Origin of the sequence: Bradyrhizobium amphicarpaeae (genome assembly GCF_002266435.3) — a bacterium.
GTDB lineage: Bacteria > Pseudomonadota > Alphaproteobacteria > Rhizobiales > Xanthobacteraceae > Bradyrhizobium > Bradyrhizobium amphicarpaeae.
The window spans coordinates 48,668-62,544 of the sequence record NZ_CP029426.2 but is presented as its reverse complement, the minus strand read 5'-3'; the positions used below and the strand labels follow the sequence as shown (position 1 = coordinate 62,544).

The window sequence follows — 13,877 nt, the reverse complement described above, 5'->3', positions numbered from 1 at the left end:
TCATGGACGACACTTCAAAGTGCCCGTTTTCGGGTGGAAAACGCGTGCCGGCAAACCGTGATTGGTGGCCAACCCAGCTCAGCATCGAGACGCTGCACAAGAATTCCGACAAGTCCGACCCGATGGGCAAGGACTTCGACTACGCCAAGGAATTCAAGTCGCTCGACCTCAATGCGGTCATCAAGGACCTGACCGCGCTGATGACGGATTCGCAGGAATGGTGGCCCGCCGATTTCGGTCACTACGGCGGCCTCATGATCCGCATGGCCTGGCACAGTGCGGGCACCTATCGCACCACCGACGGTCGCGGTGGCGCCGGCGCCGGTCAGCAGCGTTTCGCGCCGCTCAACAGCTGGCCCGACAACGCCAATCTCGACAAGGCGCGCCGTCTGCTCTGGCCGATCAAGCAGAAATACGGCCGCAAGCTCTCCTGGGCCGACCTGATGGTTCTCGCCGGCAACGTCGCGCTGGAATCGATGGGCTTCAAGACCTTCGGCTTCGCCGGGGGCCGCGTCGATGTCTGGGAGCCGGAAGAGCTCTATTGGGGTCCGGAAGGCACCTGGCTGGGCGATGAGCGCTACAGCGGCGAACGCGAACTTGCCGAACCGCTCGGCGCAGTGCAGATGGGCCTCATCTACGTCAATCCGGAAGGTCCGAACGGCAAGCCGGATCCGGTCGCCGCGGCCAAGGACATTCGCGAGACCTTCGCCCGCATGGCGATGAACGACGAGGAGACCGTCGCGCTGATCGCCGGTGGCCACTCTTTCGGCAAGACCCATGGCGCGGGTGATCCGTCGCTGGTCGGACCGGAGCCGGAAGCGGGCGCGCTCGAGGATCAAGGCCTCGGCTGGAAGAGCAAGCACGCGTCGGGCCTGGCGGGTGATTCCATCACCAGCGGCCTCGAAGTGACCTGGACGACGACCCCGACCAAGTGGAGCAACAACTTCTTCGAGAACCTGTTCAACTTCGAATGGGAGCTGACGAAGAGCCCGGGCGGTGCGCAACAGTGGACGGCGAAGAACGCCGACGCGATCATTCCCGATGCCTTCGACAAGTCGAAGAAGCACCGGCCGACGATGCTGACCACCGACCTCTCGCTGCGCTTCGATCCGGCCTATGAGAAGATCTCGCGGCGCTTCCTGGAGAATCCCGATCAGTTCGCGGACGCGTTTGCCCGCGCCTGGTTCAAGCTCACCCACCGCGACATGGGCCCGATCCAGCGTTATCTCGGCCCGCTGGTGCCGAAGGAGACGCTGATCTGGCAGGATCCGATCCCGGCCGTGAACCACGAACTGGCCAGCGATCAGGACATCGCCGCGCTGAAGACCAAGATCCTGGCCTCCGGTCTCTCGGTGTCCGAACTGGTCTCGACGGCCTGGGCGTCGGCCTCGACGTTCCGCGGTTCGGACAAGCGCGGCGGCGCCAACGGTGCGCGCATCCGTCTTGCCCCGCAGAAGGATTGGGAGGTGAACGAGCCGGCCCAGCTCTCGAAGGTCCTCGGCAAGCTCGAAGCGATCCAGAAAGACTTCAACGCATCATCCGGCGCGAAGAAGGTTTCGCTGGCCGACCTGATCGTGCTCGGCGGCACCGCCGCGGTCGAGAAGGCCGCGAAGGATGCCGGCGTCGACGTCAAGGTCGGTTTCACCCCGGGGCGGATGGATGCCTCGCAGGAACAGACTGACGCTGCCTCCTTTGCTCCGCTGGAGCCGCGCGCCGATGGTTTCCGCAACTTCATCGGCAAGCGGCATCAGTTCATGCAGCAGGAAGAAGCCCTGGTCGATCGCGCGCAACTGCTCCGGCTCACCGGTCCGGAGATGACGGTGCTTCTCGGCGGCCTGCGCGTGCTCGGTGCCAATGCGAACGGTTCGAAGCACGGCGTCCTCACCTCGAAAGTGGGAACGCTCAGCAACGACTTCTTCGTCAACCTGCTCGACATGAGCACGCAATGGTCTCAGGCGGCTGACGGCACCTACGAGGCCCGCGACCGCAAGACCAATGCGGTCAAGTGGACCGGCACGCGCGTCGACCTGATCTTCGGGGCGCACTCGCAGCTCCGCGCCTATGCCGAGGTCTATGCCACCTCGGACGCCAAGGAGCAGTTCGTCAAGGACTTCGCCGAGGCCTGGACCAAGGTGATGAACCTCGATCGCTACGACATCGTGCGCAAGTGATCCCCATCAGCAAGTGACAAGCCAAAGGGCGGCCGAGAGGCCGCCCTTTTTTTCGTGGTTCTGGATTGTCGTCACACCCCGAGTGTACCCGCCTTGGCCGCGGCGTAGCGCTCGCCCACGACCTTCCAGTTCACCGTGCTCCACCAGGCCTTGAGGTAATCGGCGCGACGGTTCTGGTAGTTCAAGTAGTAGGCGTGCTCCCAGACATCGTTGCCGAGCAGCGCGCGCTTGCCGTCCATCATCGGATTGTCCTGATTGGGACGCGTCTCGATCGCGAGCTTGCCATCCTTGCTGACGGTCACGAACACCCAGCCCGAGCCGAACACGCGTCCGCCGGCCGCGTTGAAATCGGTCTGGAATTTCTCCATGCCGCCGAGGTCGCTCTCGATCGCAGCGAGCACGGCGCCTTCCGGCTTCCCGCCGTTCGGTCCCATGATCTGCCAGAACATGGTGTGGTTGGCGTGGCCGCCCATGCTGTTGCGGACGCCGGTGCGGATCGCTTCCGGCACGGCGCCGAGGTTGCCGAGCACGTCGCCGACCGGCTTTTCCGCGATCTGCGGATTGTCCTTGGCGAAATTGTTGAGGTTGGTGATGAACGCCTGGTGATGACGATCGTGATGGATTTCCATCGTCCTGGCATCAATGTGCGGTTCCAGCGCGTTTGCCGGATAAGCCAGCGGATCGAGCTTGAACGGACCTGCGGGCGCGGTGGCGGCTTGTGCGAACACGAGGCGTGGAGCGGCAACAGAGGCGGCGAGGCCCGTTGCAGCGAGCATGAGACGGCGCCGGGATAGGGATGACATCTGGTTCTCCTGTCTGGGGGCAATCCGCCGATAGAGCACGCGGCGGTCCGGACAGGTACGCAGCAGCAGCCATCGACGGTTCGATCCCAGTCATTGTGACGCTGCGGCGGAATCGCGCATTGCCATTCCGATGAGGCCGGCCGCGGACGGCAACAAAAAAGGGCGGCCTCTCGGCCGCCCTTGGTGTTTCTGGTGATGTCGCGAGACTTACTCGCCGGCGGCTTCGCGCGGAGCTTTTTCGCCCTCGCCGACCTTGCCCTCGAGGTCTTCGCCGGTGGTCTGGTCGACCACCTTCATCGACAGGCGGGTCTTGCCGCGATCATCGAAGCCGAGCAGCTTGACCTTGACCTTGTCGCCTTCCTTGACGACGTCGGAGGTCTTCTGCACGCGCGCCGAAGCGAGCTGGCTGATGTGGACGAGACCGTCCTTGGAGCCGAAGAAGTTCACGAAGGCGCCGAACTCCATCACCTTGACGACGGTGCCGTCATAGATCTGGCCGACTTCCGGATCGGAGGCGATCGACTTGATCCACTTGATCGCGGCCTTCATCGCCTCGCCGTCGGAGGAGGCGACCTTCACGGTGCCGTCGTCCTCGATGTTGACCTTGGCGCCGGTCTTCTCGACGATCTCGCGGATCACCTTGCCGCCGGTGCCGATCACTTCGCGGATCTTGTCGGTGGCGATCTTGAAGGTCTCGATGCGCGGCGCGTATTCGCCGAGCTCAGCGCGGGCGTTGGTCAGCGCCTTGGCCATCTCGCCGAGGATGTGGATGCGACCATCCTTGGCCTGGGCGAGCGCCACCTTCATGATCTCTTCGGTGATGCCCTCGATCTTGATGTCCATCTGGAGCGAGGTGATGCCCTGCTCGGTGCCGGCGACCTTGAAGTCCATGTCGCCGAGATGATCCTCGTCACCAAGGATGTCCGAGAGAACCGCGAAGCGCTTGTCTTCGAGGATCAGGCCCATCGCGATACCAGCGGTCGGCCGCTTCAACGGCACGCCGGCATCCATCAGCGCGAGCGAGGCGCCGCAGACCGAAGCCATCGAGGACGAGCCGTTCGACTCGGTGATCTCCGACACCACGCGCGTGGTGTAGGGGAACTCGTGATGCGGCGGCAGCACCGGGTGGATTGCGCGCCAGGCCAGCTTGCCGTGGCCGATCTCGCGGCGCTTGGTGCCGCCGAGGCGACCGGTCTCACCGACCGAGTAGGGAGGGAAATTGTAGTGCAGCAGGAACGTCTCTTTGTACGTTCCCGACAGCGCGTCGATGTACTGCTCGTCTTCGCCGGTGCCGAGCGTGGTCACGACCATCGCCTGGGTCTCGCCGCGGGTGAACAGCGCCGAGCCGTGGGCGCGGGGCAGCACGCCGACTTCGGCGACGATGTTGCGCACGGTCTTGGAATCGCGGCCGTCGATGCGCTTGCCGGTGTCCAGGATGTTCCAGCGAACGATCTTCGCCTCAAGCTCCTTGAACACGCCGGAGATGCGCAGCTTGTCGTATTTCGGCTCCTGCCCTTCGGGGAAGTAATGGGCGATCACCTTTTCCTTGACCTTGCCGACCGCGGCGTAGCGATCCTGCTTGACCGGAATGGCGTAGGCGGCGCGCAGTTCCTGCTCGACGAGGCCGAGCATTTCCTTTTCGAGCGCCGAATTGTCGATGGTGGTGACTTCGCGCGGCTCCTTGGCGGCCTTCTCGGCGAGCTCGATGATCGCGTTGATGACCGGCTGGAAGTGGCGATGGCCGAACATCACGGCGCCGAGCATGATGTCTTCGTTCAGCTCCTTGGCTTCCGATTCCACCATCAGCACTGCGTCGGCAGTGCCGGCGACGACGAGGTCGAGCTGGGTGTCGACCATCTCGTCGAGCGTCGGGTTGAGGATGAACTCGTCATTGGCGAAGCCGACGCGGGCAGCTCCAATCGGGCCCTTAAACGGCGCGCCCGACAGGGTCAGCGCCGCCGACGAGGCCACCAGCGCGACGATGTCAGGGTCGTTTTCCATGTCGTGCGAGAGCACGGTGACGATCACCTGGGTCTCGTTGCGCCAGCCGTCGACGAACAGCGGACGGATCGGACGGTCGATCAGGCGGGAGACCAGCGTCTCCTTCTCGGTCGGACGGCCCTCGCGCTTGAAATAGCCGCCGGGAATGCGGCCCGCGGCGTAGGTCTTTTCCTGGTAGTCGACGGTCAGCGGCAGGAAGTCGACACCTTCGCGCGGCGACTTCGCGGCGACGACGGTGGCAAGAACCACGGTCTCGCCATAGGTGGCGACGACGGCGCCATCGGCCTGGCGGGCGATCTTGCCGGTTTCGAGCTTGAGAGGGCGTCCGCCCCAGTCGATCTCGACTGAATGCTTATTGAACATAGAGGTCTTCTTTCATGGGTTCTCGAAAGAAGGGACGGCTCTCGAAAAACAAAAACCATGCGCAAGATTGCGGGACGTTGATCGAAGCGGGCGATCAGCGTCCTGCGATCCTGCCATGGTTTTTGGATTTCGGATGGCGTCCATCCTTTCGGGTCATACGGGCGCCTTGCCCGTTGTGCCCAGCCGCCGGATTGCTGCTGGACTGTCAGTCGGCACGAATGCGAACACGCGCATTGCGATCTTCGCTCTTCGTGCCCGGATGCTGGCCGTCAACGGCTTGCATCCGACGTGCGCGCAACTTCGATCAAAAAGCTTGAAATAAGCGCTTTCGTTCGAAACCACGTACGAAAACGCGCGCCACTGGCGCGCGCAAGAACTCTTAACGACGAATGTTGTGCTTCTCGAGCAGCGCCTTGTAACGCGACTCGTCCCGCTTCTTGAGATAGTCGAGCAGCGAGCGGCGGGTCGAGACCAGCTTCAAGAGGCCGCGACGCGAATGGTTGTCCTTCACGTGCGTCTTGAAATGGTTGGTGAGGTTGTTGATGCGTTCCGACAGGATCGCGACCTGAACCTCCGGCGAGCCGGTGTCGCCGGCCTTGTTGGCATTCGTCTTGATGACTTCCGCTTTGCGTTCTGCGGCAATCGACATCGTCAATTTCTCTCGTTGCGACCGGTTGAGGCAGTCAAGCCGGTCAGGTTGAACACACGCTTGGGGATGATTTCGCCATTGCCGACTTCGGCAAGCGCCAAAAGGCGGCCTGCCACCGTGACATAGACTGTGCCGCTACTAATGGGCGCATCCCGTCCGCGCAATAAAACGGCTTGGCCCCGATGGAGCCTTGCCGCATCAGCCCGAGTGACGGCCAGTGCCGGGATGTCGTCCAGCGCGGTCTCAACGGGCATAAGCGCGTCCGCGAGGCTACCCTCGCCGGACGCGGCTCTATCGCACAAAGCCTCCAGCTGATCCAGTGGAATCATGTCGTTTTCGCCAAATGGGCCGACCAGGGTCCGCCTGAGCGCGCAGATATGGCCGAAAGTGCCGAGAATCCGGCCCATATCGCGGGCCAGTGCCCGGACATAGGTGCCCTTGCCGCATTCGGCCTCGAACACGGCGTGGTCGTTATCCGGTTGATCCACAAGGGTTAAATGGTGAATCTCGACCGGACGGGCCGCCAGTTCCACGATTTCGCCGTCGCGGGCGAGATCATAGGCGCGCTCGCCCTGGACCTTGATCGCGGAATAACGCGGCGGAATCTGCTCGATTACCCCGGTGAAGCGGGGCAACAGGGCCAGGATGGCCTCGCGGGTCGGGCGCTGGTCGGAGGTCGCGGTGACCCGGCCCTCGATGTCGTCGGTGTCGCGCTCCTCACCCCAGCACACCGTGAACTGGTAGCGCTTGCGGCCGTCCATGACGAAGGGAACGGTCTTGGTGGCTTCCCCGAGCGCGATCGGCAGGCCCCCGGAGGCGAGCGGATCCAGCGTTCCGGCGTGTCCGGCGCGCTTGGCATTGAACAGGCGCTTGAGCACGGCCACGGCTTGCGTCGATGTCATCCCGATCGGCTTGTCGAGCACGACCCAGCCATGGACGTCGCGCCGGTCGCGGCGGACCTGGTTGCCCTTCTGCCTGGTGTTGGCGCGCGGATCGTTGTTGACGCGGCGCGGCTCCTGGTGCGGCTGCGAACCGCCGCCCGAGCCCGCAAAATTATCGTCCGCAAAATTATTTTTCTGCACGTCGCGCTGATCGGCCTGTTCGCCGCTGATCGTGTCGTGAGCCGGGTCCATCGTCATCGTTCTTCTTCCCGATCCGTGTCCGGATCCTGTTCCAGATCTTTTTGCACCGCAGGTGTTCGCAAAAGCTTCTCGATCCGTTCCGCTTCGTCGAATCGTTCGTCGACGCGGAAACGAAGATCAGGTGCAAATTTCAAGTTAACGCGATGCGCGACCTCGCCGCGCAGGAACTTCTTGTTGCGCTCGAGCGCAGCGATGACGACCTCGGTGTCACGGCCACCGAGCGGCATAACGTAAACTGTTGCGAGCTTCAGGTCGGGCGACATCCGCACCTCCGGCACGGTGATGATGTGACCTTCGAGGTCGTCATCATGCACGTTGCCTTGCGCCAGAATCTCGGCCATCGCGTGGCGAACCTGCTCGCCGACGCGCAACTGGCGTTGCGAACCTCCGCCGGGTGCGGAACTCTTCTTCTGATGATGGCGTGGCATTCTCGAAAATCACCTCGTCATGCCCGTGTTTGGGACACGGGCATTGTCATTTGTCCTGTTGAAACGAAGAGGGGTGGATGGCCGGAAAGATCCGGCCATCGCACTCCCGCAATTTTCAGCTCAAAAAGATCCGGACGCTTCGGTAAGATTTGGACTTACAGGGAGCGCTGGATCGTCTCTACGCGGTAACACTCGATTACGTCACCGGCACGCATGTCGTGGTAGTTCTCGAAGGCCATGCCGCATTCCTGACCGGACTGGACTTCCTTCACTTCGTCCTTGAAGCGCTTCAGCGTCGACAGCTTGCCTTCGTGCACGACGACGTTGTCGCGGATCAGGCGCACATTGGCGCCGCGTTCCACGGTGCCGTCGGTGACGCGGCAGCCGGCGACCTTGCCGACCTTGGAGATGTTGAAGATCTCCAGGATGGAGGCATTGCCGAGCATGGTTTCGCGCAAGGTCGGCGCGAGCAGGCCGCTCATCGCCTTCTTCACGTCGTCCACGAGGTCGTAGATGATGTTGTAGTAGCGGATCTCGATGCCGTTGCGCTTGGCGGCCGCAGCGGCCTCCTTGTTGGCTCGCACCGAGAAGCCGATGATCGCGGCGTTGAAGCCTTCGGCCAGCGTCACGTCGGATTCCGAGATGCCGCCGACGCCGGCATGCAGGATGCGGGCGGCGACTTCGTCGGTGCCGAGCTTCTCCAGCGAGCCGAGGATCGCTTCCAGCGAGCCCTGCACGTCGGCCTTGATGATCAGCGGGAATTCCTTGCGGCCCGCGGTCTTCAATTGCGACATCATCTGCTCGAGCGAGCCGCGCATGCCGGAGATCGAGGCAGCCGCGTTCTCGCGCTTCTGGTGGGCACGGTAGCTCGTGACCTGGCGGGCGCGGGCTTCGTTCTCGACCACGGCGAGACGATCGCCGGCTTCCGGCGGACCGTTGAAGCCGAGCACTTCGACCGGCACCGACGGACCTGCTTCCTGGACGGTCTCGCCCTGATCCGAGATCAGCGCGCGGACGCGGCCCATCTCGGCGCCGGCGACGATGATGTCGCCGACCCGCAGCGTGCCGCGCTGGACCAGCACGGTCGCGACCGGACCGCGGCCGCGATCGAGCTTCGCTTCGATCACGGTGCCCTCGGCCGGCCGTTCCGAATTGGTCTTGAGGTCGAGGATATCGGCCTGGAGCGCGATCATCTCGAGCAGCTTGTCGAGATTGGTCTTGTTCTTGGCGGACACTTCGACGTCGACGACATCGCCGCCGAACGATTCGACCTGCACCTCGTGCTGGAGCAGCTCGGTGCGAACGCGCTCGGGCTTGGCGTCGGGCTTGTCGATCTTGTTGATGGCAACGATGATCGGCACCCGCGCCGCCTTGGCGTGGTTGATGGCTTCGACCGTCTGCGGCATGACGCCGTCATCGGCCGCGACCACCAGCACGACGATGTCGGTGACCTTGGCGCCGCGGGCGCGCATCGCGGTGAACGCGGCGTGGCCGGGCGTGTCGATGAAGGTGATCTTCTTGCCGCTTTCAGGCGACAGCACCTGATAGGCGCCGATATGCTGGGTGATGCCGCCGGCTTCGCCGGAGACCACGTTGGCATGACGGAGCGCGTCGAGCAGCGAGGTCTTGCCATGGTCGACGTGGCCCATCACGGTCACCACAGGCGAACGCGTCTCGGTGTCGGTCGAATCGTCGGTGGCGTCGAACAGGCCTTCTTCGACGTCGGACGCGGCAACGCGCTTGACGGTGTGGCCGAGCTCTTCGGCGATCAGCTGCGCGGTGTCGGCGTCGATCACGTCGGTGATCTTGTGGATCGCCCCCTGCTTCATCAGCATGCGGATGATTTCCACCGCGCGCTCGGACATGCGGTTGGCGAGTTCCTGGATCGTGATCGCTTCCGGAATGACCACTTCGCGGATCAGCTTTTCCTTCGGCTCGTTCGCGGCATGGCCCTTCAGGCGCTGGGTGCGGCGGCGGAACGATGCGATCGAGCGCTCGCGCACGTCGTCGGCATTGAATGCGGTGACGACCGTCAGGCGGCCGCGCTCCTTCTGCGGGCCGGGCTTGTGGGTGGGCTTCGGGGCGACCACGGGACGCGCGGCGCCGCCGGGACCGCGGCGGATCTGGCGCGGACCATCGTCCTCGTCCGGGCCGGCAGCAACCGCGGGCGCGCGGCCCAACGGGCCACCTGTCGGTCTCGCCGTGGTCGTTCCGGGACGCGCGGTCGACGTTCCCGGGCGTGCCGTGGTGGTGCCGGGGCGCGCTGCGGGGGCGCCGGGGCGCGGCGCCGCAGCGGCAGGGGCGGCGGCTGCGGGGCGCGGCGCGGATGCCGGCTGCTCGCCTTCGCCGAAACGCTTCTTGGCCTCGGTCTCCGCCTTGCGCTTGGCTTCGTCCTCGTGACGGTGACGCTCTTCCTCGGCCTTGCGGCGGGATTCGGCCGCTTCGCGCTCGATGCGTTCAGCGGCTTCGCGAACAGCGCGGCGCTGGGCCTCTTCCTCGGCCTGGCGGCGCTCTTCGACTTCGCGCACCTTGGCATCGGCCAGCGCGCTGGCGCGGGCGGAACGTTCGTCCTCGGTCAGCGTGCGCAGCACCACGCCGGATCCGGCGTTGCGCGGCGGAGCCGGGCGCGACGGAGCGGGCGTCGGCGTTGGCGCGGCCGGCGCCGGCCTCGCGACAACCGTGGGAGCCTGCGGTTCGGCACTGCCGTCGACGCGGCGCTTGCCGCGCTTCTCGACCACGACCTGCTTGCTGCGGCCGTGGCTGAAGCTCTGGCGGACAGTGCCCGTTTCGACGCGCGGCTTGAGCGATAGCGTCTTGCTCGGAACGCTCAGCTTTTTGTCGTCAGGGGTCTTGGTATCAACCATTCAGCAGTCCTAATCCTGATTTATCAGTGTTGTGCGTTGCCGCACCGTCCAATCGGGTCGTCGTATCTCTCAGAAATCCTGGCCGGGCTTTTCGGCAGTCTTGTCAGCGTCCGCCATCCGGTATCGGACCAGCATCTGGCTACGTGACAGGAATGACTTGCTCGCCGGGCCCGCGAGCAGGGCAGCATGTATCACATTTGACCGGGTCAGTGCCAAATCCAATTCTAACGATTTCAGCGCCGTGACGACGGTAATCTGCGGCTTGGCGCCGCGATTTCCGGCATTTTGACGCGCCAGCATGTCCAATTTGCGGATTCCGTCCGCGGCCCCGTCGCTGGCGTGGATCAGGACCTCGGCCGTGCCTTCCCGAAGGGCGCTCTCGACCTTGCCGAAGCCGGCCACGACCTGGCCGGCCTTGGCGGCGATCCCAAGGGCTTCCGTCACGCTCCGAACCAGGAGCGCCTCGATATCGGCAGGAAGCGTCTGAGGGATGCGCAACTCGCGCTTGAAGGCCTTGCCAAAATGGTGACGCCGGACGGCTTCCGCAACCACCCCGCGCGAGGCGGTGAGCCACATGCCGCGTCCGGGCAGCTTGCGCTTGAGATCCGGAACGACGTCGCCTTGCGGCGAAATGACGAAGCGGATCAGCTCGTCGATCGGCCGGACCTCGCGGCTGACCGCGCACATCCGCATGGTCGCGGACCTTTCGGTCCGCGGTCCATTATCGAGATCGTGGTCAGTGTCTGCGAGCATCCGGGCGACATTCTCCTTTGCCCTTAAGCCGGCTGATCTTCAGCCGCCTCAGCCTCTTCGGCAGGTTTGGCGAGATCGGCCTCGGTGATCCAGCCGGCCTTGACGCGGGCTTGCATGATCATCGTCTCGGCATCGTCACGGGAAATGTCGATACCGTCGAGCGCGCCCGGGAACTTGGTCTGCTCGCCGCCTTCCTTGCGCTCGGTCCAGCCGACCAGATCGTCGGTGGCGCAGCCGGCAAGATCTTCGACCGTCTTGATGTCGTTCTCGCCGAACTTGACCAGCATCTTGGAGGTGACGCCGGGCACGTCCTTGACGGCGTCCTCGACACCGAGCTCCTTGCGGCGGGCCTCGATCTCCGCTTCCTGCTGCTCGAGATATTCGCGGGCACGGTTCTGGAGTTCCTGCGCGGTCTCCTCGTCGAAGCCCTCGATGCCGGCGAGTTCCTTGAGGTCCACCATGGCGAGTTCCTCGACCGAGGTGAAGCCTTCGGACGCCAGCAACTGGCCGACCACTTCGTCGACGTTGAGCGATTCCATGAAGACGCGGGTGGAGTTCTCGAAGTCGGCCTGGCGGCGCTCCGATTCCTCCTGCTCGGTCAGGATATCGATGTCCCAACCGGTCAGCTGCGAGGCCAGACGCACGTTCTGGCCGCGGCGGCCGATCGCCAGCGAGAGCTGGTTGTTGGTGTCGGGCACCACGACTTCGATGCGCTCGCGGTCTTCGTCGATGACCACCTTGGACACTTCGGCCGGCGCCAGCGCGTTGACCACGAAGGTCGCGATGTCGGGCGACCACGGGATGATGTCGATCTTCTCGCCCTGCAATTCGTTCACCACGGCCTGCACGCGCGAGCCGCGCATACCGACGCAGGCGCCGACCGGATCGACCGAAGAATCCCGGGAAATCACGCCAATTTTCGCGCGCGAGCCTGGATCGCGGGCAACCGCCTTGATCTCGACGATGCCGTCATAGATCTCCGGCACTTCCTGCGCGAACAGCTTCGCCATGAATTGCGGGTGGGTGCGGGAGAGGAAGATCTGCGGGCCACGGGTCTCGCGGCGGACGTCGAAGATGTAGGCGCGGACGCGGTCGCCGTTGCGGAACACTTCGCGCGGCAGCATCTCGTCCCGGCGGATGATGGCTTCGCCACGGCCGAGATCGACGATCACGCTGCCATATTCGACGCGCTTGACGACGCCGTTGACGATGTCACCGATGCGGTCCTTGAATTCCTGATATTGCCGGTCGCGCTCGGCCTCGCGCACCTTCTGCACGATGACCTGCTTGGCGGACTGCGCGGCGATGCGGCCATATTCCAGCGGCGGCAGGGTGTCGGCGATGGTGTCGCCGACCTGGGCGCCGGGATTGGCGCGCTGCGCATCCACCAGCGAGATCTGGTTGGAATGGTTCTCGACCTTCTCGACCACCAGCATGTGGCGCGACAGCCGCAGCTCGCCCTTCTTCGGGTCGATCTCGGCGTGAACGTCGGTTTCGCTGCCGTAACGTGCCCGCGCCGCCTTGGCGATGGCATCCTCCATCGCCGCGATGACGATGCCGCGGTCGATCGATTTCTCGCGCGCAACGGCATCGGCGATCTGGAGCAACTCAAGTCGATTGGCGCTGACTGCCATGGCTAGTCTCCTTCGTCAGGCTCTATCTCGCCACGCCGCGCGCGTTCGGCAGCAAGGCGATGTTTCTTCGTGTTGGTCGGGGCCGGCTTCTTTTGCGGCCTGGTGTTCTTGGTGATCTTCGCGCTGATTTCCGCGTGCGGTGCCGCCGGCGGCTCGAGCCCGAGATCGCGGCGCATCTGGCGCTCCTCGGCCTTGCCGCGGCGCATGGATTCCGCAATCAGATCGTCGGTCAGCACCAGCCGGGCCTCGCCGATATCTTCCATCGTCAGGAGAACGTCGGGATTGTCGCTCGCCTTGGCGTCGTCGCGACGCAGGTGCACCCGGTCGCCCTCGACGGCTCCGAGCATGCCGCGGAACCGCTTGCGTCCCTCATGGGCGACGGCCATGTCGATCTTGACGAGATGGCCGGAATAGCGCTCGAAATCGGAACGGCGCACCAGCGGCCGGTCGATCCCCGGCGAGGAAACTTCCAGCCGATAGGCGCGATCGATGGGATCGGCAACGTCGAGCACGGGCGACAACGCCCGCGAGATCGCCTCGCAATCCTCAAGCTGCATCGAGCCGTCAGGCCGCTCGGCCATGACCTGCACGGTGCAGCCGGCCTCGCCGGAGATGCGGATCCGCACCAGCCGGTAGCCCATGCCCTCGAGCACCGGACCTGCGACCGCAGACACACGTGCCGCCACGCCCGGCTCGACCACGAGCCTCGGCTCGGCCAGCAACTCGGCATCCGTGGAACCAGTGCTCGGTTCAGTCATATCAGGGGTCAAGGCGCTCGTTGGATAAGGCTTGGGTTAAAGCTTGGTTAAGATTTCAAAGCCCGCTTCGGAACTTCCCGACAGCGCGTCGGGCCGCATCTTCCGCCAAGCCGCGTTCGGGTAATAAAAAAGAGCGGGTCCTTTCGGGCCCACTCTCACTACGCGGATCGTATGAGAAGATGAATTGGCGCTGATATAGCGCTTTCCGTCTCTCCGGACAAGGCCCATCGCTGGTCAAACGAGGCTTTTTGCGCCCGATTCGCGGCGTCCCGGGCCTAACGCTTCCTTCACCTCGGAGGGCTAAATTCCCT

General features: G+C 64.3%; 10 protein-coding genes. 1 reads left to right on the top strand and 9 read right to left on the bottom strand.

What is annotated here, in order from left to right; genetic code table 11:
• The first annotated feature begins 2 nt into the window (after positions 1-2).
• Positions 3-2,171 (top strand): catalase/peroxidase HPI, encoded by a 2,169-nt coding sequence (katG, locus tag CIT40_RS00265; RefSeq protein ID WP_094894299.1) that lies wholly within the window; start codon positions 3-5, stop codon positions 2,169-2,171.
• A gap of 71 nt (positions 2,172-2,242) precedes the next feature.
• Here katG and CIT40_RS00260 read toward each other — a convergent pair whose 3' ends face one another.
• The 9 genes from CIT40_RS00260 to rimP all read right to left on the bottom strand — a co-directional run bounded on the left by CIT40_RS00260 (position 2,243) and on the right by rimP (position 13,566).
• Positions 2,243-2,974, bottom strand: coding sequence for a superoxide dismutase (locus tag CIT40_RS00260; RefSeq protein WP_094894301.1), 732 nt, complete (start codon positions 2,972-2,974; stop codon positions 2,243-2,245).
• Positions 2,975-3,181: 207 nt separating this feature from the next.
• Positions 3,182-5,338 (bottom strand): polyribonucleotide nucleotidyltransferase, encoded by a 2,157-nt coding sequence (pnp, locus tag CIT40_RS00255; protein WP_094894303.1) that lies wholly within the window; start codon positions 5,336-5,338, stop codon positions 3,182-3,184.
• A gap of 379 nt (positions 5,339-5,717) precedes the next feature.
• Positions 5,718-5,987 carry a 30S ribosomal protein S15 gene (gene rpsO / locus CIT40_RS00250; RefSeq protein WP_094894305.1) on the bottom strand — a complete coding sequence of 90 codons (270 nt, stop codon included), beginning with the start codon at positions 5,985-5,987 and terminating at the stop codon, positions 5,718-5,720.
• A 2-nt stretch (positions 5,988-5,989) separates the two neighbouring features.
• Complete coding sequence (gene truB / locus CIT40_RS00245) at positions 5,990-7,126, bottom strand: tRNA pseudouridine(55) synthase TruB (RefSeq protein ID WP_162307794.1); 1,137 nt, start codon at positions 7,124-7,126, stop codon at positions 5,990-5,992.
• On the bottom strand, positions 7,123-7,557 hold the full coding sequence (rbfA, locus tag CIT40_RS00240; protein ID WP_094894307.1) for a 30S ribosome-binding factor RbfA: 435 nt from the start codon (positions 7,555-7,557) through the stop codon (positions 7,123-7,125). The genes truB and rbfA overlap by 4 nt, the downstream gene beginning before the upstream one ends.
• A 155-nt stretch (positions 7,558-7,712) precedes the next feature.
• Positions 7,713-10,421: a translation initiation factor IF-2 gene (infB, locus tag CIT40_RS00235; RefSeq protein WP_094894309.1), complete on the bottom strand. Its 2,709-nt coding sequence runs from the start codon at positions 10,419-10,421 to the stop codon at positions 7,713-7,715.
• Between the two features lie 69 nt (positions 10,422-10,490).
• Entirely contained in the window at positions 10,491-11,174 is a 684-nt protein-coding gene (locus CIT40_RS00230) for an RNA-binding protein (RefSeq protein WP_094894311.1), read from the bottom strand.
• A gap of 23 nt (positions 11,175-11,197) precedes the next feature.
• A complete protein-coding gene (gene nusA, locus CIT40_RS00225; RefSeq protein ID WP_094894313.1) occupies positions 11,198-12,808 on the bottom strand; it encodes a transcription termination factor NusA in 1,611 nt (536 codons plus the stop codon).
• Between the two features lie 2 nt (positions 12,809-12,810).
• Positions 12,811-13,566 carry a ribosome maturation factor RimP gene (gene rimP / locus CIT40_RS00220; protein ID WP_094894315.1) on the bottom strand — a complete coding sequence of 252 codons (756 nt, stop codon included), beginning with the start codon at positions 13,564-13,566 and terminating at the stop codon, positions 12,811-12,813.
• Between the last annotated feature and the right edge of the window lie 311 nt (positions 13,567-13,877).